This window comes from Microvirga tunisiensis, assembly GCF_009296175.1.
In the GTDB taxonomy this organism is placed as follows: Bacteria; Pseudomonadota; Alphaproteobacteria; order Rhizobiales; family Beijerinckiaceae; genus Microvirga; species Microvirga tunisiensis.
The window spans coordinates 1-20,911 of the sequence record NZ_VOSK01000068.1 but is presented as its reverse complement, the minus strand read 5'-3'; the positions used below and the strand labels follow the sequence as shown (position 1 = coordinate 20,911).

Annotated in this window: 19 protein-coding genes and 2 tRNA genes; 8 read left to right on the top strand and 13 right to left on the bottom strand. The window is 62.4% G+C overall.

What is annotated here, in order from left to right:
* Positions 1-121 precede the first annotated feature (121 nt).
* The 3 genes from FS320_RS17670 to FS320_RS17660 all read left to right on the top strand — a co-directional run bounded on the left by FS320_RS17670 (position 122) and on the right by FS320_RS17660 (position 2,965).
* Positions 122-862, top strand: coding sequence for an ATP-binding cassette domain-containing protein (locus tag FS320_RS17670; protein ID WP_152713141.1), 741 nt, complete (start codon positions 122-124; stop codon positions 860-862).
* Positions 862-1,911: an ABC transporter permease gene (locus tag FS320_RS17665; RefSeq protein ID WP_152713140.1), complete on the top strand. Its 1,050-nt coding sequence runs from the start codon at positions 862-864 to the stop codon at positions 1,909-1,911. Before FS320_RS17670 ends, FS320_RS17665 begins: the two co-directional genes overlap by 1 nt.
* 118 nt (positions 1,912-2,029) lie before the next feature.
* A complete protein-coding gene (locus FS320_RS17660; protein ID WP_152713149.1) occupies positions 2,030-2,965 on the top strand; it encodes a sugar-binding protein in 936 nt (311 codons plus the stop codon).
* A gap of 104 nt (positions 2,966-3,069) precedes the next feature.
* Here the strand turns inward: FS320_RS17660 and FS320_RS17655 are convergent, their stop codons facing one another.
* The 8 genes from FS320_RS17655 to FS320_RS17620 all read right to left on the bottom strand — a co-directional run bounded on the left by FS320_RS17655 (position 3,070) and on the right by FS320_RS17620 (position 12,037).
* Positions 3,070-5,076, bottom strand: a complete 2,007-nt coding sequence (locus FS320_RS17655) for a mechanosensitive ion channel family protein (protein WP_244627202.1) — start codon at positions 5,074-5,076, stop codon at positions 3,070-3,072.
* 283 nt (positions 5,077-5,359) lie between these two features.
* On the bottom strand, positions 5,360-6,289 hold the full coding sequence (rarD, locus tag FS320_RS17650; protein ID WP_152713138.1) for an EamA family transporter RarD: 930 nt from the start codon (positions 6,287-6,289) through the stop codon (positions 5,360-5,362).
* Between the two features lie 201 nt (positions 6,290-6,490).
* Positions 6,491-6,748 (bottom strand): hypothetical protein, encoded by a 258-nt coding sequence (locus FS320_RS17645; RefSeq protein ID WP_152713137.1) that lies wholly within the window; start codon positions 6,746-6,748, stop codon positions 6,491-6,493.
* Positions 6,749-6,877: 129 nt separating this feature from the next.
* Positions 6,878-8,269 carry a M10 family metallopeptidase C-terminal domain-containing protein gene (locus FS320_RS17640; protein WP_162003059.1) on the bottom strand — a complete coding sequence of 464 codons (1,392 nt, stop codon included), beginning with the start codon at positions 8,267-8,269 and terminating at the stop codon, positions 6,878-6,880.
* Positions 8,270-8,629: 360 nt separating this feature from the next.
* Positions 8,630-8,706: transfer RNA gene (locus FS320_RS17635), tRNA-His, on the bottom strand.
* A 121-nt stretch (positions 8,707-8,827) separates the two neighbouring features.
* The gene (locus tag FS320_RS17630; protein WP_152713135.1) at positions 8,828-9,802 is read right to left on the bottom strand and encodes a tripartite tricarboxylate transporter substrate binding protein BugD; all 975 of its coding nucleotides are present in this window, start codon (positions 9,800-9,802) and stop codon (positions 8,828-8,830) included.
* A gap of 61 nt (positions 9,803-9,863) precedes the next feature.
* Positions 9,864-11,366, bottom strand: coding sequence for a tripartite tricarboxylate transporter permease (locus tag FS320_RS17625; protein ID WP_152713134.1), 1,503 nt, complete (start codon positions 11,364-11,366; stop codon positions 9,864-9,866).
* Entirely contained in the window at positions 11,366-12,037 is a 672-nt protein-coding gene (locus tag FS320_RS17620; protein WP_152713133.1) for a tripartite tricarboxylate transporter TctB family protein, read from the bottom strand. The genes FS320_RS17625 and FS320_RS17620 overlap by 1 nt, the downstream gene beginning before the upstream one ends.
* A 435-nt stretch (positions 12,038-12,472) precedes the next feature.
* Here FS320_RS17620 and FS320_RS17615 point away from each other — a divergent pair, with 435 nt between their 5' ends.
* From FS320_RS17615 to FS320_RS17605, 3 genes are all read left to right on the top strand, one after another.
* The gene (locus FS320_RS17615; protein ID WP_152713132.1) at positions 12,473-13,144 is read left to right on the top strand and encodes a TerC family protein; all 672 of its coding nucleotides are present in this window, start codon (positions 12,473-12,475) and stop codon (positions 13,142-13,144) included.
* Positions 13,145-13,221: 77 nt separating this feature from the next.
* Positions 13,222-13,923, top strand: coding sequence for an AzlC family ABC transporter permease (locus FS320_RS17610; RefSeq protein WP_152713131.1), 702 nt, complete (start codon positions 13,222-13,224; stop codon positions 13,921-13,923).
* The gene (locus FS320_RS17605) at positions 13,920-14,243 is read left to right on the top strand and encodes an AzlD family protein (protein ID WP_152713130.1); all 324 of its coding nucleotides are present in this window, start codon (positions 13,920-13,922) and stop codon (positions 14,241-14,243) included. Before FS320_RS17610 ends, FS320_RS17605 begins: the two co-directional genes overlap by 4 nt.
* Here the strand turns inward: FS320_RS17605 and FS320_RS17600 are convergent.
* From FS320_RS17600 to murA, 5 genes are all read right to left on the bottom strand, one after another.
* A complete protein-coding gene (locus FS320_RS17600) occupies positions 14,208-14,690 on the bottom strand; it encodes an arsenate-mycothiol transferase ArsC (protein ID WP_152713129.1) in 483 nt (160 codons plus the stop codon). The genes FS320_RS17605 and FS320_RS17600 overlap by 36 nt on opposite strands.
* Before the next feature lie 3 nt (positions 14,691-14,693).
* Positions 14,694-15,179, bottom strand: a complete 486-nt coding sequence (locus tag FS320_RS17595; RefSeq protein ID WP_152713128.1) for a UPF0262 family protein — start codon at positions 15,177-15,179, stop codon at positions 14,694-14,696.
* An 18-nt stretch (positions 15,180-15,197) separates the two neighbouring features.
* Positions 15,198-16,490, bottom strand: a complete 1,293-nt coding sequence (gene hisD / locus FS320_RS17590; RefSeq protein WP_152713127.1) for a histidinol dehydrogenase — start codon at positions 16,488-16,490, stop codon at positions 15,198-15,200.
* Complete coding sequence (locus tag FS320_RS17585) at positions 16,490-16,930, bottom strand: DUF2948 family protein (RefSeq protein WP_152713126.1); 441 nt, start codon at positions 16,928-16,930, stop codon at positions 16,490-16,492. The genes hisD and FS320_RS17585 overlap by 1 nt, the downstream gene beginning before the upstream one ends.
* A gap of 133 nt (positions 16,931-17,063) precedes the next feature.
* Positions 17,064-18,353, bottom strand: coding sequence for a UDP-N-acetylglucosamine 1-carboxyvinyltransferase (gene murA / locus FS320_RS17580; RefSeq protein WP_152713125.1), 1,290 nt, complete (start codon positions 18,351-18,353; stop codon positions 17,064-17,066).
* Between the two features lie 384 nt (positions 18,354-18,737).
* Here murA and hemA point away from each other — a divergent pair, with 384 nt between their 5' ends.
* Both hemA and FS320_RS17570 read left to right on the top strand, forming a co-directional pair.
* The gene (gene hemA / locus FS320_RS17575; RefSeq protein WP_152713148.1) at positions 18,738-19,964 is read left to right on the top strand and encodes a 5-aminolevulinate synthase; all 1,227 of its coding nucleotides are present in this window, start codon (positions 18,738-18,740) and stop codon (positions 19,962-19,964) included.
* A gap of 64 nt (positions 19,965-20,028) precedes the next feature.
* Positions 20,029-20,103 (top strand) — tRNA-Thr (locus FS320_RS17570).
* The last annotated feature ends 808 nt before the right edge of the window (positions 20,104-20,911 follow it).

Genomic DNA, 20,911 nt, shown 5'->3' with positions numbered 1-20,911 from the left:
ACTTCGCTCGCATCTTTTTCACCAAAGGCGCAGATGACATCGCACGGGACCCCGTGCTTAGATCAACGATGGCGCAAAGACGCCGCACAGGCGATAGCCTGACATAAAGGGAGGAACGCTCTTGTCACTCCTCGTCCTGCAAGACGTCGGGAAGGAATTCGGCGCCATCCGGGCCCTGTCCCATGTCAATCTCACGATCAAGCCCGGCGAAGTCGTCGGTCTGATGGGCGACAACGGTGCCGGCAAGTCGACCCTGGTGAAGATCATCGCCGGCAACTTCCCGGCCTCGCACGGCAAAGTTCTGTTCGAGGACCAAGAGGTTCATTTCACCAGACCGATCGATGCCCGCTCCGTCGGCATTGAGGTCGTCTACCAGGATCTCGCCCTCGCCGACAACCTGACGGCGGCCGCCAACGTATTTCTCGGGCGCGAACTGAAACGCAAGGTCGGGCCGTTTTCGTTTCTCGACCATGCCACCATGAACCAGCGAACGGCGGCCCTGTTTCGCGAACTCAAGTCTGAAACGCGTCCGGACGACCTGGTCCGCGCCATGTCGGGCGGGCAGCGGCAGGCGGTCGCGATTGCCCGGACCCGCCTCGCCAAGGCCAAGCTCATCCTCATGGATGAGCCGACCGCGGCCATTTCCGTGCGCCAAGTGGCCGAGGTTCTCGATCTCATCCGCCGCCTGAAGGATGCCGGCATCGCCGTGATTCTGATCTCGCATCGCATGCCGGATGTGTTCTCGGTGTGCGAACGGGTGGTCGTGATGCGCCGCGGAACCAAGGTAGCGGACAAGCCGATCAGCGAATCGAGCCCCGAGGAAGTCACCGCGCTGATTACGGGCGCCAAGGAAGCGGCGTGATGAGCGAACTCTCTCCAGCAACCGGCACGGAAACGAGCGACTTCTCGAATGTGGGGCGGGCCCGCTGGTGGCGGCGCGGCTTCTTCGCGAGCCAGACCGCCTATGTGGCGGCTGCCCTCATCGTCATCATGATCGTGATGTCCTTCCTAAGTTCGGCCTTTCTCAGCCCCGGCAACCTGGCCAATGTCGCCAAGAACTTTTCCTTCGTCGGCATCGTGACGCTGGGAGTCACCCTCGTCATCGTCACCGGCGGAATCGATCTCTCCGTCGGCTCGACCATGGCGCTGGCGGCCATCACCTGCGCCATCGTCATGCAGGCGGTGAGCGGCACGGTGCTCGACAACGTTCCGCTGGCGGGCATGGTGGTCTCGCTCGGAGCGGGCCTTGGTGTCGCGCTGCTGATCGGCTTGGCGAACGGCCTGCTGATCGCCCGCGTGGGGCTCTCTCCCTTCGTGACGACGCTCGGAATGCTCTCGATCGTCCGCGGCCTCGCCTACGCAGTCACGGAGGGCCGTGGGCAGGCCCCGACCGGGCCGGACGTGAACCTCTTCTACGAGATCACAGATGGCAACATCGCCGGCGTTCCAGTGGCGATCATCTATCTTCTCGTTCTCGCTGCGATCATCGGCGTCATCCTTCATCACACGGCCTTTGGGCGGCATGTCTTCGCGCTCGGTGGCAATGAGAAGGCCGCAGCCCTCACCGGCATTGCGGTCGAGCGCGTCAAAATTGCCGTGTATGTGCTGTCTGCCCTCTCCGCCGGACTCGCCGGCATCCTGATGGTTGGGTGGCTCGGCTCCGCTCCGGCCAATCTGGCCACGGGATATGAACTGACGATCATTGCCGCGGCCGTCATCGGCGGCGCGAACCTCAACGGCGGCATAGGTGGGCCGGCCGGAGCGGTCATCGGCGCTCTTCTGATCGAAGTCATCCGCAACGGCCTCGTGCTCGCGGGCATCAATGCCTATTGGCAGATCGTGCTCGTCGGCGGGATCATCATCCTCGCGGTCCTGGTCGACCGCCTGCGGACCCTGCGCATGACGTCTTGAATACCGTTGTCGGAGGCAAGCACGTCTTGCCTCGAAGGCGGATGCGAACAACCGGCCGACAGAAGCCGGTCACGAGACCCCAGGCATGGGGCGATCAATCAACCAGGAGGAAGACATGATGAAGCGCCTGATCCTTGCCGCAGTCGCCGCTGCGGCGCTCACCGCCCCGGCCATGGCACAGCAGACATACAAATTCGCCATCGTTCCGAAGGCGATGAACAATCCCTATTTCGATCTCTCCCGCGACGGATGCATGAAGCGTGCGAAGGAACTCGGGAATATCGAATGCATCTACAAGGGCCCGGTGGAGCATGAACCGGCAAGCCAGGCGCAGATCATTCAGGATCTGATCAGCCAGAAGGTCGACGGCATCGCCATTTCGGTATCGGATGCAGCCGCAGCCGTACGCGTGATCAAGGCCGCTCGCGATGCCGGCATTCCGGTGATCACCTTCGACGCCGACGCGCCGAGCTCCGCGCGCCAGGCGCACGTGGGCACCGACAACCGGGCCATGGGCCGCGCCCTTGGCGAGGAGCTCCTGAGGCTGCGGCCCGAAGGCGGCAAATACGCCATGGTATCGGGCGGTCCGGCGGCCGCTAACCTGAAGGAGCGCGTCGAGGGCGTGCGGGATGCTCTGAAAGGGTCCAAGTGGGCGGAAGTGTCCGGTTCGCCCACCTACTGCAATGACGATCTCGCGCTCGCCGTGCAGCAGATGCAGGATCTCAAGACCGCCAATCCGGATCTCGCCGCCATCGTTCCCGTCGGCGGCTGGCCGATGTTCGTTCCGGAGGCCTACAAGAGCTTCGTGAACAAGAACAAGGCTGCCATGGACCAGAACAAGTTCACGCTCGTGGTGGCAGATACCCTGAAAGTCCAGCTCGAGCTGCTGCGCGACGGCTATGCCAACGCTCTCGTCGGACAGCGGCCCTACGAGATGGGCGAGAAGGCGATGGACATCCTACTGCAGCTCAAGAAAGGCGAGAAGGTTCAGGACATCGTCTATGCCGGTATCGACCGCGTGACGAAGGACAACGTCGCTTCCATGCTGAAGTGAGCTGACGTTCCAACAAACGGCGGACGCGCGCCCTGGAAAGGAGATGTCCTTTCCAGGGCGACTGTTTCACATACTTTGGCTTCCCGCTGACTCTGCCGTACCGCTTATTCTGCAGCGCCTGCCGGTTTGACGAGTTGAAGCCCTTCCTGCGCAACGGCCGCAGCAGCCTCCCCACCGCCCGCGACCTGAACCGTCGGGACCGCGAATTTGATTCCGTTGTCCTGGAAGGCCTGCTTGATGCGGGCAAAGGCCTTGCGGCGGATCACGAATTGCTCGCCTGGGCGTGTCGTCATCTTGCAGCGGATCTGAATTGCGAACTCCCCGAATTGCTCTACGCCCTGCATCTTCAGAGGCTCGATGATATTCGGGGCGAACTCGGGGTCGGCAGCCATGTCCTGACCGATATTCTTGATGAGCTTGCGCGCCTTCTCCAGATCGGAGTCATAGGTGATGCCGATCTGGAACTTGTCGATCACCCAGTCCCGGCTCATGTTCTCCACTGCCCCAAGCTCGCCGAAAGGAACTGTGTAGACCGGCCCGCGATGGTGGCGCAGTTTGACCGAGCGCAAGGAGAACGATTCAACCGTTCCCTTGTAGCTGCCGCTCTGGATGTACTCTCCGACCCGGAAGGCGTCATCAAGGAGATAGAAAACGCCGCTGATCACATCCTTGACCAGTGTCTGCGCACCAAAGCCGATGGCGACGCCCGCGATGCCGGCGCCCGCGATCAATGGGCCAATTTCCACTCCCAGCGCGGATAGAACCATCAACACGGCGACAATTGCCAGAACGGCGAAAGCCACATTGCGAAAGATCGGCAGGAGAGTTCGCAGGCGCGCCTCTCGTGAAGCGACTTCACTGGTCGCAGACGGGACCGACTGCGCGCGCGTGAGCCGCTTGTCGATCAAGGTCTTCGTCATCTGCCAGACCAGATCGGCAGCGAGCAGGATGACCACGGCGCTCAAGGCGCCCCGGATGAGGCGGGTCAGAAGCGTGTCGCGGCTTGTCATCTCGACCAGATCGATGTGCCAGGCATCGGCCAGCAGCAGCACTGCTCCGGCAATGAGCAGCGCCCGGATTCCGCGGTCCAGATAAACCGCCATCAAACCCGTTTGGCCCGAGGCTCCCGAGCCCTCATGCGGGCGCAGGGCGTGGCGACTTGCTTTCTCGGTGATGGCAATCGCGGCCGGAAGCAGGAAAGCGACGGCGGCCAGCCAGAAGAAGCCCATGAGGCCCGCCACCCACAGACCCCAGAGAAGAATAAAGTATATGGAAAACAGGCTGGCTACGACCGTATGAGACATACGCCTTGGCGTTCCGGTTTCCGCGACTTCGCTCGATCCTGGCAAGGGCCGTGTCCAGACGGCGTTGAGAGCGATGACGAGAAGCCCAAGGCCGAGGGCATAGGCCACCACAGCGCGCGCCTCCGGCGTGAAGCCCAGGATCTTGAGCACGTCGACGGTGGCCCATCCGAAGGCGAACCAGCCGACGAACAGGGCCAACCGCCGGTGCCAGAATTGCGCTGCCGCCCTGCCCATCGGAATCAGGCGGAACCGTTCGGCATCCTCCGGTGCGGCATGATCGGGTGCGAGAAGGAACCGGCTCGCCATCAGTACCAGACGCAACATGACGGCGGCAAAAAGATAGGCTACCACGACCTGCCTAAGGAGCGGCGGCCAATCGAGTGCCAGGAACGCCCCGATGCTCCCGACTGCAAAGATCGCGATGTCGGCCAGGTTGAAAACGAAGCGCAGGGCGATCGCGTGCAGTCGCTCGGAGGTAGCGTTCACCGGCCGGGTCACGACCCACTTCCTGGACGAGGCCGTCACTCGGCGGAACAACCGCTCGGCTCCGGTTCCCAGGGCCAGGAACCCGATGACCAGGAGCAACACGGAAACTGGTCTTCGCCCCTGGAGTTCGCCAAGGAGCCGACCGGACGCGTTCCGGAACTCGTCCGGCAGTCGCGGCATGGCAGCGGCCAAGGCTGCAAGGCGCTCCCGCAGGCCCGTGATCCGCTGCATCATCATCTCAGATGTCGTCACCGCGACGGGAGGCTTCCGCTGTTCGTCGATCCACGAGCGGACGGCGGGATCCTGCAGGAGCTGCAGCAATTGCTGAACCTGGGGTGGCGGAGGGCTTAGAGCCGGCGCAGACTGAGCCTTGGCTCCTAGGGAGCCTGCGGAAGCCAGGAATAGGAGAACCACGCCATAAAAGGCTGCTGCCAGCACTTTGCTCCATAAGTGCCCACGTATCACAGACAAGCATCCTGTTCAGGGCCTGATCTGAAAGGCTTCGCGCAGGCCCGGCCGCGGTTGGTCCACAGCATCGGGCCAAGCCTTCAAAAAGTCCACCGGCTCATCAGCTTGCCCCTTCCCTGGGTGGCGCTCCAACTCCTTAACCGGCGCTCGCCGGCTTTGGCACCGGAGGAGCGGACCTCAGGGCGCTGACGGTATAAATCGCAAGAGCGAGCCAGATCAGCCCGAAAGCCATGGCATCGATCCGCCCGAAAGCCTCTCCATAAGCGAAGACCCCAAGCGCAAGTTGGCCTGACGGCGCCAGATATTGCAGCAGGCCAATGGTGGAGAGTTTCAGCTTCTGAGCGGCCGCCGCAAACCAGATGAGGGGCAAAGCGGTGCTGAGCCCCGTCAGGATGAGAAGCGCGTCCAGGCGCAGATCACCCCGGAATGCCACGGATTGGCCATTTACAGCCGTATGAGCGAGGTAGCCCAAGGCCAAAGGGGTGAGCAGAAGCGACTCGATGCAGAAGCCGATGAGAGGCGCGACCGGTACGATCTTCCTGACGAGACCGTAACAGCCGAAGCTGAAAGCCAGAACCAACGCGACCCACGGCATCTCACCCGAGGAAACAGCGAGGGCAAGCACGCCCAGCGCAGCTACCACGCAGGCCGCTATCTGTGCCGGGTTCAGCCGCTCCCGAAGGAAGAGGACGCCCAGCACGACGTTCAGAAGCGGGTTGATGAAATACCCGAGACTTGTCTGAACGAGGTGCCCGGAATTGACGGCCCAGATATAGATGAGCCAGTTGATGGCTATCAGACCGGCCGAAAGGCACAAGAGCAGGAGCCGGCTGCCGGAGGTCAGCGCTTCAACAAGCTTGCGCCATTGCCGGCCGATGAGGATCAGGCCGAGCGCGAACACGCTCGCCCAGACGATGCGGTGAGCAAGGATCTGCAGGGCCGGCACGGCCGAGACAAGCTTGAAGTGAAGCGGAACGGCCAAGCCCCACATGAAGAATGCGGCCAAGGCATAAAGAACGCCGGCCCGTGTCCGACGTGCCTCGGAAGCCGCTGATCCTGTTTCCATGGTGAGCCTCTGGCCTTGCCTGGTTCTTCGAGGCAGGCCTTTCTTGCCAAGTCTCCCCGCTTGTCCCGGTCCTATTTCGATTCGTGCGAGGGTGATAGCCCCGACTTTGTGACACTGCAGGCCAGTTCAAGCCATAACCACGCTGCACAATGCATGGAGGGATCGGGAAGGATCACGAGTGTCCGCTCTCAATTGAATGCATCATTTTTCGCAATGAGACCGCTTCGGGAAGATCAGCCTGACCCGTACAATTCGCCGTGTAGCCAACAGATCAACTCTGTCTCTGATCACCTGAGCCATCTCCGGCCCGATACCATGGATCTGCTCGATGACGGGCACCATGGTCTTGAGCTGTTTGAGGCTGGTGATGTGCGCTTCCTCAAGGGCCTTCCAAGCGCTCACCGGTAGGCACAGCCCCTCGAAAGGATCGCCGGCGATCTCAGGATTTGCAGGAGGCAACGGACTCCTCCCCCGCAGATTGGTCAGAGGCTCCGGACGGAACCGCCTGCCAAAGACAATCGGGCCGAGGCTTTATTCCCGAGAGATCCGAAAAATTTCAGCGACGTTTCATCCATCGGGCGCAGGCGCTCAGACAACGAAATAGGCAGACTTCAGCACGTCCACTCCCTTGATCGCCAATTGACAATCGGCGACGCCGTCACCTGTCGTCTCGATCATCAGCGTGTCGGTCACCCTGTTATAATATGCTGTGCCCGCAGCTTGATGCTCGACATCTGCGCTGAAATTGCCGGTGAACATGATCTTCTGGCGACCGGGCGCCGCTGGATCGGCATCGAAGGAGCGGAAATCCAGAACATCGTTCCTATCGAACTGCTGAATACGATCGAAGGAGCTTAACGATCCAAGTTCATTCAGCGTCTTGAAGATGAATCGATCCTTGCCTGGACCGCCATAGAGGGTGTCTGCGCCCGCGCCTCCGTAAAGATGATCATTGCCGCTGCCGCCGTGGAGCCGGTCATCGCCAGTACGGCCGGACAGCCTGTCATTGCCTGATCCACCCTTCAGGTCGTTCGCAAGCTCATTGCCGTAGATCGCATCGTTTCCAGTACCGCCGACAGCATTCTCGATCATGGTGAAATGTCCAAGCCAGACTTGCTTGCTCGCCAGGATCGCATGCTTTCTTCCGAAGTAGCTTTGCGTGCCGTCATCCAGATAGAGGGTGACCTTCTCATGCAGGTGGGACGCGGTGATGGTGTCGATCCCTCCTCCATCCCAGATGATTTTACTGGCGCCGAATTTGTAGGTCGATGAACCTAGGCGCGCTTTGGCTGGCCCGTAGATGCTCTGCAAAGCCATGATGTCATAAGGCCCAAGACTATATGACGTGGCGCCCTCCGTATAGGACATCACGCTGTTGTCGATGTTATCCTCTGCCGGCGAAAGGCGGCTCTGTCCTTCGAAGGTGTGCTTCAGTCCCAAGGCATGCCCGATTTCGTGCAGCGCCACCTGATAGCCCCAGCTTGCCGTGGTCAGCGGTTGATCGACGTCGATCATGATTAGCTGACTGCTTTGAGTAACGGGTCCCGTCTTGTTGACCCATGGCATATCGGCATAGCCAAGGACGCTGCCGCTGATGTCGAAACGGCCGAACATCAAATCGGCGTTCTGTGAACTGTCCCTGACGAAGGTCACGCCTGAGATTGCGCCGAAAGCGTGAAGCGCGGTCTCCACGAGAGCCTTGTCAAGGGCCGAGTAAGCCTTGAAACGATAATCCGGATCGCCATACCAAGCGGGACCCATGGGACCCGTCATTAAATTGTAGGTGATGGTGACAGGCTCTCCATCGGCCGTGTTCTGGTAGTAGCGCCAGTCGATGGTCTCAGCGCTCTCATTGCGCACTGCACGGAGAAATCCCGGATATGTCGTCATGACGTGAATCTCCGACCAGGAATCGAGCGCGATCATACTTGTCAGCACGCGGCCGGGCACCTTCAGAGAAAGAGTAGCGGTGCCGTTCAATTCGGGGCGTGCGTCACTCCGAAGGGCCGCAAGCATGAGACAAGTCAGGTACGACGATGTCTGCCACCGCCTCGGCACCCGGTCTATCCGCCTTCCCGTCGAAGATGACACGATCGGCAGTCTGGAACCGAGCCAATTCCCCTGTTCAGCTTGACAGGAAGAATTTACTCCACAAAGCCGAGCAATAGCCATCGTCAGTGACTGAATTGCAGGTCTGAAGAGCCCAGGGAGACCGGATGCTCACAGAGCGTTTTAAAACCGATTGGGAGGTCTTTGAAGGAACCAGAACGTCTAGCCCGGCGCCCCAAGGGGGGAGCATAGGTCGAAGGTTCGAAAGCGCTGAAAGCTTTATTTTATAGATGGTACAGCCGCCCCGGCTCGAACGGGGGACCCCCAGATCCACAATCTGGTGCTCTAACCAACTGAGCTACGGCTGCACATGAGGCAGGGTGTAATCGCCCAGGCGGGCAATTTCAAGTCCTGTTCGAGATCTCAAAGCCCGAAATGAGAACGGCGGGCCTGGGGCCCGCCGCTTTGAATGCTCAAGCTTTGAAAAGCCTATTCGGCCGTAGCGCCGGCGGCCTTGAGAACCGGGGTCCAGCGGGCCACCTCGCTCTCGACGAGCTTCTGCAAGGCTTCCGGGGTCCGCTCGGTTGCGCTTGGGATCACGCCGCCAAGCTCCAGGAGGCGCTTCTTGGTATTCTCGTCCTCGAGAGACTTGATAAGCGCGTCGCTCAGCTTCTTGACCACCTCCGGGGGGGTGCCCTTCGGCGCGAAGGCCGCGTTCCAAGCGCTGACCTCATAACCCTCAAGGCCGGCTTCCTTGGTGGTCGGCACGTTCGGCAGCACCGGGGAGCGCTCAGGGGTCGCGATGGCGAAGGCCTTGATGTTCCCGCCTTGGATCTGCGGAGCCACGTTGACGATCTGGTCGGTCATGAAGTCGACCGTGTTGCCCATCAGGTCGTTCAGGGCTGGACCCGTGCCGCGATAGGCGACCATGGTCGGCTTCACCTTGACCACGGAATTGAAGAAGATGCCCGTCGAATGGGAGACGGAGCCCACGCCTGCATGGGCCATGTTCACCTTCTCGGCGTTGGCCTTCAGGTAGTCGAGGAAGCTCTTCAGGTCATTGGCCGGAAAGTCCTTCTTGGCCACGATCACGATCGGCGTGCCGGCCGCGAGCCCGATGGGGGCGAAGTCCTTGGTCGGATCGTATTTCAGGTTCGGGTACAGGGCCGGCGCAGCACCGTGAGTGCCCATGTGGCCCATCATGATGGTGTAGCCGTCGGGCTGGGACTGGGCAGCGCGGGTGATGCCCGTGGTGCCGCCGGCGCCCGCCACGTTCTCGATTACGATCTGCTGACCGAGGGTGCGGCTCATGTGGTCGGTGACGATGCGGGCGATCACGTCCGTCGGGCCACCGGCCGCGAAGGGCACGATCATGGTGATCGGACGGGTGGGGTATCCTTGGGCCTGGACACCCGTTGCGGCCAAGCCGGCGACAGCGGCAAGAGCCAGTACAACTTTCTTCATCAGTTTTCCTCCCTGGATAAGTTATGGCCTTACATGTGGGTAAGGCTGGATCGAAGGCAAGCTACTCCGTGAACACCTCGTCGCGTCCCTTCCGGATAGAGGGCAGGAGGGCAATCACAAGCAGGATAGCGGCGACGGCGAGCAGGCCGGCACTGATCGGACGGTCGATGAAGGTTTCCAGCGACCCGCGCGAGATGATCAGCGCGCGCCGCAGGTTCTCCTCCATCAGCTTGCCGAGTACGAAGCCGAGCAGCATCGGGGCCGGCTCGAAGCCGAACTTGATCAGCGCGTAGCCCACGAAGCCGAATAGCCCAATGAACATGACATCGGTGGGCAGCGAGTTGATCGAGTAGATGCCGATGCAGCAGAACATCAGGATCGCCGGGAACATCAGCCGGTACGGCACCTTCAACAGCCGCACCCACATGCCCACTAGCGGCAGGTTGATGATGAGCAGCATCAGGTTGCCCACCCACATCGAGGCGATCATGCCCCAGAACAGGGTCGGGTTCTTGGTCATCACCTGCGGGCCCGGAATGATGCCGTGGATGGTCATGGCGCCGACCATCAGGGCCATCACGGCGTTCGGCGGGATGCCGAGCGTCAGCAGCGGAATGAACGAGGTCTGCGCCCCAGCATTGTTGGCCGATTCCGGCCCGGCCACGCCCTCGATGGCGCCGCGGCCGAAGCGGCGCGGATCCTTGGCGAGCTTCTTTTCCAGCGTGTAGGCGGCAAACGGCCCAAGTACCGCGCCGTTGCCCGGCAGGATGCCCAGAATCGCCCCGATGAAGGTGCCGCGCAGAATGGGCTTGTAGGACTGCTTGAAGTCCTCCTTGCTCGGTAAGAGGCGGCCGATGGCCTGGCGCATCACATCCCGGTGCTCGGTATGGTCGAGGTTGCGCATGACCTCAGCGATGCCGAAGATGCCCATGGCGAGCACGGCAAAGTCGATGCCGTCGGCCAGGAACGGCAGCCCGAAGGTCATGCGCTCCTCGCCGGTCTCGAGATCGGTGCCGACGGTCGAGAGCAGAACGCCGACCAGGATCATGGCGATGGCTTTCAGGATCGAGCCGCGCGCCAGCACGACCGCGAAAACCAGCCCCATGACCATGAGCGAGAAGTACTCGGTCGGGCCGAAGACCAGCGCCAGGCCGGTGAGCGGGGCGCCCAGCGCCGCAATGACGAGGGTCGCCACGGTGCCGGCGAAGAACGACCCGATGGCCGCGATGCCGAGCGCCACGCCGGCGCGGCCCTGGCGGGCCATCTGGTGGCCGTCGAGCGCGGTGACCACGGAGGTGGCCTCGCCGGGAATGTTGACCAGGATCGCCGTGGTCGAGCCGCCATACTGGGCACCGTAGTAGATGCCGGCCAGCATGATCAGGGCGCCGGTCGGATCGAGCCCGAAGGTGATCGGCAGCAGCATGGCGATGGTGGCGATGGGACCGACGCCGGGCAGCACGCCGATCAGCGTACCGACGAGACAGCCCAGAAAGGCGAGCCCGAGGTTGATCGGGGTCAGGGCGACGCCGAAGCCGAGGCTCAGGTTGGCAAAGAAATCACCCATCAGATTCTCCCGCTATGGTCGGCGACATCGACCGGGGCCCGGCGACGGTTGCGCGTGGTGAGAAACACCAGAATGGCTACCGCAGCCATGATGGCGGCCGTGGCCCGTAGCACTGCCTTCTGCGACCAATCGGCGGGGAACAGGCCGGTGAGGGCCTGCGGGAAGACCGGGATGGGTAGGTTCAACAGGTCGCCGAACAGCACCATGCAGAACGGGGTGAGGCTCAAGGCCAGGATCACCAGATCCCGCAACCGCGCCTCGGGGGTGGCGAAGCCGCCGAGGATGATCGCCAAGGGGCCGGCGACGAGCAAGCCAAGACCTGGCGTGGTCAGGCCGCCGCCGAAGGAGAAGGGGCGGATCGTGACGGCGAAGGCCAAGATGGCTCCGATGACAAAGACCGGGCCGCGTAGGCTCCAGCGCTCCAGAAGATCGCCGTTCTTGAGGAAGGCGGCGGCCAGCAGGGCCAAGCCGGACAGGCCGACTCCGATGGCGAGCCAGCGCGGCAGCATGGCCGGGCCCATGGCGTTAAGCGTGCCCTGGTCGAGATCCTGCGTCAGCCAGAGCGCCAGAGCGGCTAGTGCGATGAGAAGCAGGCCACCAGCCAAGCTTTGCGGGGCACGCACCGGTCCGCGGTGCCGCGGAGGCTCGGAGCCTTCATGGAGAACAGACATGGACGACCTCCCAGCAGGCGCATCCCGCGCCCAAGGTTATTGAGACCGATATGGCCCGAGGCCGCAGCCTGGATCAAGCTTCTGATGTCCTGCAGAGAATGCTTCTCAACAAGACCTGTTCGAATGAACAGCCCTGAGAAAACGTCTATTAAACTATAGGACAGTAGCCAGAGCCCCGCGGGAGATCACTTGATCCTCCGCGGCATCTTGTCTAGATGGACCCCTGTAGCCAGGCCGGGCCCCTCTGGTCGCTCTTAGAATGGGAGCGGCGATGTCGGACTGGATGAAAACCAGGGCGGCCTGGGTTCGTTCAAAAAGACGGTTTTGCCTGCATTTCGGCTCCCGGTCCGAGGAATTCCGGACCAGGCCAGTGCCAGATGCGTCTTTTTGAACGTTTCGCATGCGCTGCTCCCAACCCGACATATGAGGCACTGCATGTTTGAACTCTCGCAGTTTTTCGGACCCGAGGTCGTCGCCTTTCTGATGGTCGTGGGCATCGATCTCGCACTCGCCGGCGACAATGCCATCGTCATCGGCCTGGCCGCCGCCGGTCTTCCCAAGGAGCAGCGCAACAAGGCGATCCTGCTCGGCGTCCTGGCCGCCACCGTCCTGCGTATCATTTTCGCACTGATCACGACCCAGCTCCTCCAGATCGTGGGCCTTCTCCTTGCCGGTGGTATCCTACTGCTCTGGGTCTGCTGGAAGATGTGGCGAGAACTGCGTACCGGCCATGAGGCCGAGCAGCATGCAGCAGAGGAGGCTCTGGAGGGTCGAGACATCAACGAGGACGGCACCATTGCCGGAGGCGTCCCGCGCAAGACCTTCGCCCAGGCTGCCTGGCAGATCATCATCGCCGACGTGTCGATGTCCCTCGACAACGTGCTCGCGGTGGCCGGCGCCGCACGCGAGCACCCCTACATCCTCGCGTTCGGTCTGCTTCTGTCGATCGCCCTCATGGGTATTGCAGCCTCGTTTATCGCCCGCCTGCTCCAGCGCTACCGCTGGATCGCGTACGTCGGCTTGGCGATCATCCTCTACGTGTCGCTCAAGATGATCTACGAAGGATTCCTCGAGATCTACCCGATGGTCAACGGCACCGTCGGCTAGAGCATGGCTCCTTCGCCCACAAGACACTAATCTCCAATTGACGGCGGGGATGCGGGACGGCACAGAGCGTGACGCTCATGTCCCCCGCTCTCCGCCCTCATTTTTCCACTGCAGGTCTTCGGCACGGCGCCCGTGCCGCCTTGCCCGCCTTTCCGGGCTTCATCATGTTTGCCGTGGCCTTCGGCACGGCAGCGGCCCAGAAGGGCCTGTCGCTCGGCGAAACACTCGGCCTCTCCGCCTTCGTCTATGCCGGTGCCTCCCAGATGGTCGGGCTCGAAATCTGGCAGCAGGTCTGGACGCCTTCGACGATCCTCACGATCATGACCGTCACCGCCGTCGTGAATGCGCGCATGATCCTTCTTGGCGCCACCCTTCAGCCCTGGCTCAAGGATGAGCCGCTCGCCCGCACTGCCCTCAATCTCTTTCTCCTCACCGAAGCGGGCTGGCTTGTCGGCACCCGCTATCACAGCGAGGGCGGCCGCGATGTGGGTGTGCTTTTGGGGTGCGGAATCATCCTCTGGCTGGTCTGGCTCGTCGCAACGCTCACCGGCTTCTTCGCCGGCGCCCTCGTGCCGGAGCCGAGGCGCTTCGGCCTCGATCTCGTCATGCCGATCTTTTTCGGCGTCATGCTCGTGCCCCTGTGGAAGGGCGCAAAGCTCGCCCTGCCCTGGCTCGTGGCCGGCTTGGTCTCCCTCGTCGTCCATGCCCTCGTGCCCGGCTATGTCTTCATCATCGCCGGCGCTTTGGCCGGGGTCGCAGCCGGGATGCTGATCGAATGAGCTCTCTCGGTGCCGTCATCGCGAGCCCATGGGGATCCGTTATCGCCATTGCCGCCATGACCCTGGTGACGTTCCTGTGCCGCATCGCAGGGGTCGTGGTCATGAGTCGGGTCCGGCTTACGCCGCGCATCGAGCGGGGCCTGCGCGCCCTGCCCGGCTCCATCATCCTGGCAACGATCCTGCCGGTGGTGATCGACAATGGTCCGCCCGCGATCATTGCCCTCAGTGCGGCCATCGTGGCGATGGCCGTGACGCGGATCGACATCGTCGGTCTCCTGGTGGGCCTAGGCACCCTCTCCATCATCAGGGCTTTTGGATGAGCTCTGCTTGAGCCGCAGGCGGATGCGGTACATCAATCCGTCGCGGATATTGCGATAGGCGTCGAGCACCTGCTCGCGCGAGCCCTGCGTGATCGTCGGGTCAGGCGTCGGCCAGTATTCGACGTCGGCGGCGATGGTGCGCGTCAGCTCCAGCGCTGCATGATGCGCCTCCGGCGAGAGGGAGATGATGAGGTCGAAGTTGAGCCCCTCCCACTCCTCCAACTCCTGGAGCGTGCGCGGCTTGTGCTTGGATGCATCGATCCCGATCTCGGCCAGGATCGATGCCATGAACCCATCCGTCTCGCTCTTGCGAACGCCGGCGGATTGCACATAAATCGACTTGCCGAAGTAATGGCGCGCAATGGCTTCCGCCATGGGGGAGCGCACTGCATTCATGGCGCAGACGAACAGAACCGAATGGATCCGTTTCGAGCGGGGCTCGTCCAAGCGTCAGCCCTTCCAGTGCAGCGCGAAGATCAATGTGAAGATGCGGCGCGCCGTATCGAAATCGAGGATCAGCTTGCCATCCAGGCGCTTCATCAAGAGTTCGGCCGCTTCGTTGTGCAATCCGCGCCGTCCCATATCGATGGCTTCGATTTGAGCCGGCGAGGCAGAGCGGATCGCCTGGTAATAGCTGTCGCAGATCATCTCGTAATCGCGGATGGCTCTGCGGAACGGCGTCAGCGACAGGTGATGCGAAACGAGATGCGCGCCGTCCTGTGCCGTGACCTCGAAGCAAAGTTTTTTCTCGATGAGCGATATGCGCAACGCATAAGGCCCACCGTCGTAGTTCGGCAGGGCGAAGGTGTTTTCTTCGAGAATGTCATAGATGGCGATGGCTCGCTCATGCTCCTGATCGGGATTGCCGCGGCCGATGGAGGCCTCGTCGAGCGTGACGGCGACCAGCCGGGTCCGCTCCTTCGCTTCGCTCGCCATCCCCCCTCCGCTCGCCCTTTAGAGATTCAGGCGGATCGCGACCGACCGCGCATGCCCCTCCAGCCCTTCCGATCGCCCGAGCGTAATCGCCGCTGGGCCGAGCGCACGCAGAGCGTCCGCATCGCATTTCAGGATCGAGGTTCGCTTCATGAAGTCAAGCACGCCCAGGCCGGACGAGAACCGGGCTGACCGGGCTGTGGGCAGCACGTGGTTCGGACCACCCACATAGTCGCCGATGGCTTCAGGCGTGTGGCTGCCGAGGAAGATCGAACCTGCATTTCGCACCTTGGAGGCAAGCTCCTCTGCATTCTCCGTCTCGATTTCCAGGTGCTCGGGAGCAAGCCGGTCCACCAGGGGAATGGCGTTCTCCAAACGATCGATCAGGATAATGGCGCCGTAATCGCGCCAGCTCGCGCCGGCGATCTCCGCCTTGGGCAGGGTCTGAAGCTGGCGCTCGACCGCCTTCTCCACCGCATCGGCGAGAGCGGGGCTATCCGTGACGAGGATCGACTGCGCTGCGGGGTCATGCTCGGCCTGGGCCAGAAGGTCGGCGGCGATCCAATCAGGATTGCCGTGGGCATCCGCCAGGATCAGCACCTCGGAGGGACCGGCAATCATATCGATGCCGACCTGGCCGAAGACGCGGCGCTTGGCGGCCGCCACATAGGCATTCCCGGGACCGACGATCTTGGCGACCGGCCGCACGGACTCGGTACCATAGGCGAGCGCAGCCACCGCCTGCGCGCCTCCCACGCGAAAGACTTCGTCGACGCCGGCGAGGCGCGCGGCCGCCAGGACGAGCGGGTTCGTCTCGCCCTTCGGGGTCGGCACCACCATGGCGATGCGGGGTACCCCTGCGACCTTTGCCGGCACCGCATTCATCAGGACGGAGGAGGGATAACTCGCCCGGCCGCCGGGCACGTAAAGCCCGACGGATTCGATCGCGGTCCAGCGCCAGCCCAGCGTGACCCCGAGCGGGTCCGTGGTCATGGAATCCTGCGGGCGCTGCGTCCGGTGGTAGGTCTCGATGCGTTCCTTTGCCAGCGCGAGAGCTTCCAGCGCCTCCTTCGGGCACTGGGCCTCGGCGGCGTCGATCTCGGCGTCCGAAATGCGCAGGGTTTCAGGCTGGAGCGCCAGCCCATCGAAGCGATAGGTGAAATCGATCAGAGCTTCGTCGCCCCGCACCACCACGTCCTCGATGATGGCACGGACGGCCTGATCCACATCCTCCGATACCTCCCGCTTGGCCGAGAGGAGAGCCGCGAAAGCCTGCGGGAAGGACGGCTCCCGCGCATCGAGCCTTTGCGTCATTACAGGCGCTCCGCCGACTGGAGCTGTTCCTCGTGCGAGGGGCGGCTTTCGGCAGCCCAGACGGGACCGGTATCTTTCATCTGCATTTCGATGCACTCCAAGTCCACCTGGATGGCGCCACCTTCGGCAAAGATCAAGGTGGCCGTGCCCGATGGGGCGTTGGTCTCCTCGAAGGCAATGGCGAGAAGGTTAAGAACCGCATCCTTGTTGGTCTGGTCGATGCCGCGGACGCGCACGCCCGTGACATTCTCGAAATGCATGCAGGTCAGCCGGCGCTGGGGGGTTGCCGCCTCCCAGTCATAACGGCGGGTCTGAACGGCGAAACGCCGTTCCCGGGGCAGATAGGCGATATCGCCCACCCTGAGCAGGGAATCCTGCAAGTGGGCGGAGATGACGGCAAGATCTTCCGGATCGAAAGCGACAAGTCTCAGGAGATCCATGGGGGCACCAACCTATTGTTGAACTTTAAGGTTTAGGTAGAGAGCCCCCTGCCCTGGCGCAACCTTTCGGCTGCGGCTTCTTCTTCATGGCTCGAAAAGAAAAGGCCGGCTGAAAATGCCGGCCCTTCTGTCCTTAGCCCCTCAGGCGCTCGATCTGAGCGCCGCAACGGGCGAGCTTGGCTTCGAGCGCCTCGAAGCCACGATCCAGGTGGTAGACCCGGTTGATGGTGGTCTCGCCTTCAGCCACGAGGCCCGCAATGACCAGGGAAACGGAGGCGCGAAGATCCGTCGCCATGACCGGCGCTCCCTTGAGGCCGGCCACGCCATCCACATAGGCGCTGTCCCCGTCGAGGCGTATCTGTGCGCCGAGGCGGGCGAGCTCCTGCACGTGCATGAAGCGGTTTTCGAAGATCGTCTCGCGGATGCGGGACGTGCCGTTCGCCCGGGTCATGAGGGCCATGAACTGGGCCTGCAGATCGGTCGGGAAACCGGGGAACGGATCGGTGGTCACATCGACCGGCTGAATGCCATTGCCGTTGCGCCGGATGCGAATGCCGCCATGGGTCGAGGATACCTCCACGCCCGCTTGGCCCAGCACGTCGAGAGCGGCCTGGAGATATTCGGGCCGGGTGTTGTCCAGAATGAGGTCTCCGCCCGTCATGGCCACCGCCATGGCATAGGTGCCGGTCTCGATCCGGTCGGGCATGACGTCATGGGAGGTCCCACCGAGGCGGGATACGCCCTCGACCACGATCTCGGAGGTGCCGGCTCCTTCAATCCTGGCGCCCATCTTGATCAGGCATTCGGCCAGGTCCACCACCTCCGGCTCGCGGGCGGCGTTGCGGATCACGGTCGTGCCCTGGGCAAGTGTCGCCGCCATCAGGGCTACATGGGTGCCGCCGACCGTCACCTTCGGGAAATCGATCTCGGCGCCGATCAGACCTTTAGGAGCGGTCGCCACCACGTAACCACCCTCGATCTCAATGGCCGCTCCCAGCTTGGCGAGTGCCATGATGAGGAGGTCGACCGGCCGGGTACCGATGGCGCAGCCGCCCGGCATGGACACCTTGGCATGACCGAACCGAGCCACCAGGGGAGCGATGACCCAAAAGCTCGCCCGCATGGTCGAGACCAGTTCGTACGGGGCCGTGGTGTCGATGATGTTCTTGGCCGTGAGTCGGATGGTCTGCCCCGTCTCCGAGGACTGGCCGGGCCGGCGGCCGGCAATCGAGTGATCGACGCCGAAATTACTCATGATTCGCAGGAGCGAGGAGATATCGGCGAGCCGCGGCACATTGCCGAGCTCCAGGTTCTCCTCCGTCAGAAGGCTGGCGATCATGAGAGGCAGGGCCGCATTCTTGGCACCTGAAATCGGAATCAAGCCGTTGAGAGGCGCGCCGCCTCGGATGCGAATGCGATCCATCGAATTCCCCTTGCAATATTTTTAGCGAGCTATGCGCTATGCGCGCCTTGAGCCCTTCAGGCTAGTCTGACGGCTTGTCGCGCTCAGCTGAAACGCTCAAGCTCTTAGCTTCGGTTCCGGACGTCTTCACAGCCTGCCGTCCCCGAGCCTGAGCCTTGCGACGCTTAAGATTCTCTTTCAAGGCCGCCTTCAGCCGGTCAGCTTTCTCTTGCGATTTCACGTCAGTCATGGTTCACGCGACCCATCGTCGCCTTGATCAAATAGAGGCTTCGCAAGCGGCTCTCAACCGCAATATCACAGTTGCAGGACTTTGACCCGGATCAATGTGATCTGGCATAATAGGTCCAGTATCCTCGGGCATTGCGTTGCCCACCCGGTGAGATGATGGAATATCAGAACTTCTTCACGTCAGCCCTCGAGCGCCTCCAGGCCGAGCGGCGCTACCGCGTTTTTGCCGATATTGAGCGGCTGGCCGGCCGTTATCCCCAGGCGATCTGGCACTCTCCGGAGGGCCCCTGTCCCATCACCGTCTGGTGCTCCAACGACTATCTCGGCATGGGCCAGAACCGGGACGTCACCCGCGCCATGGTCGAAGCCGCCTGGCGCCTTGGCACTGGAGCCGGCGGCACCCGCAACATCTCCGGCAACAGCAATCCCATCGTGGCGCTCGAGGCCGAACTCGCCGACCTGCACGGCAAGGAGGCGGCGCTGGTCTTCACCTCGGGCTACGTCTCGAACCAGACCGGCATCTCGACGCTCGCCAAGCTGATCCCGAACTGCCTGATCCTGTCGGACGCGCTCAACCACAATTCGATGATTGAGGGCGTGCGTCAGTCCGGCTGCGACAAGGCGATCTTCCGCCACAACGATCTCGTCCACCTGGAAGAGCTGCTCCAGGCGGCCGGTGATCGACCCAAGCTGATCGTGTTCGAGAGCGTGTATTCCATGGATGGCGACATCTCCCCGGTCCATGCCATCTGCGATCTGGCTGAGCGCTATGGCGCCATGACCTATATCGACGAGGTTCATGCGGTGGGCATGTACGGCCCTCGCGGCGCCGGCATTGCCGAGCGCGAGGGCGCGATGCACCGGATCGACGTGATCGAGGGCACGCTGGGCAAGGCCTTCGGGGTCATGGGCGGTTATCTGACCGGCACCAGGGCCGTGATGGACGCCATCCGCAGCTTCGCCCCAGGCTTCATCTTCACCACCGCCCTGCCGCCGGCCGTCGCGGCAGCCGCCACGGCATCCATCCGGCACCTCAAGGAATCGTCCACCGAACGCCAGCAGCAGCAGCGTCAAGTGGCCCGCACCAAAGCGGTGCTCAGCGGCGTCGGCCTGCCTGTCCTCGACACGGTCACGCATATCGTACCGGTGATGGTGGGAGATGCGGAAGCCTGCAAGGCAGCCTCGGACCGGCTGTTGAACAAGCACGGCATCTATATTCAGCCGATCAACTACCCCACCGTGCCCCGTGGCACCGAGCGTCTGCGCATCACTCCTGGCCCCTTCCACTCGAACGCCCACATCGACGCCCTCGCCGCCGCCCTAGTGGAGGTCTGGACTGCGCTCAGGCTCCCCCTGGAGCGGAAAGTCCAGGCGGCCGAATAAAGATCATTTTCAAGCTTGCATGGAGGGCTGCCCTGTGGCAGTAAGCGGCCCTCCCCGTTGGCGCGCTGCCGTAGCTCAGTGGTAGAGCACTCCCTTGGTAAGGGAGAGGTCGAGAGTTCGATCCTCTCTGGCAGCACCAGCCAAACCCCTTGAAGGTTCTAACCTTCTTGGATTTCTCACTTAGCTGGTAATCACCCTGCGGATCGTGGGCAGCACCAGGGCAGCATACCCGAAATGATTGGCTGTACACTCCCGTGAGCAGGAATTGCCGCATAGGGGGATTCAGGTTGGCGTGCCGCTGAGTGTGGTTGCCGATGAACGTGGCCATGCTGATCCTCGCTTGGCCTCAAAGTTTCACGTGATGGACACGATCCGGAGGATGGCACGAGGCTCGGCGCCGCCTGACGGGAGTAATGCTGCGAGCTTAGGTCTTTTAGGCCCATGACATTCAGGCGCCCTAGAGAGATCTAGTCCTCATCCTCCTCTTGATTAGTTTCGCCGGCGAATGCTCTTCTTTGTGTGATCGCAAGTCGATTTCCGAGGCTATGCCGGAACCGAAGCGCAGAAGGAGACGGTCACGCGCGCGGACAACCTGAGTGACGTGCCTGCGGCCTACGACACGCTGGCCCGCTACCCGGCAGTTGATCAGAACGCGATTGCAGTTGTGGGCAGCAGCTGAAGAAGTTCGGTCTGGCCGACGACCGCCTTGGGCGGATCACCCCTGACCAGAACAGGGCTTTAGCCGTTCTTATGCATGGGAAGGTTGATGAAGGCTGGCGAGTGTAGCTTAAGCACTTGAAGCAGCGTAGGATTTGGTTGTTGAGACTAATCCCTGCCACCAATTGCCCTGTGCCACACTCGCCATGCCGGACGATACACCTGCCACCTTCCCGTTTCCAGCCGTTGGCCGCAAGAAGATCACCGCTGCTTTCGACGGTGGGCGCCTG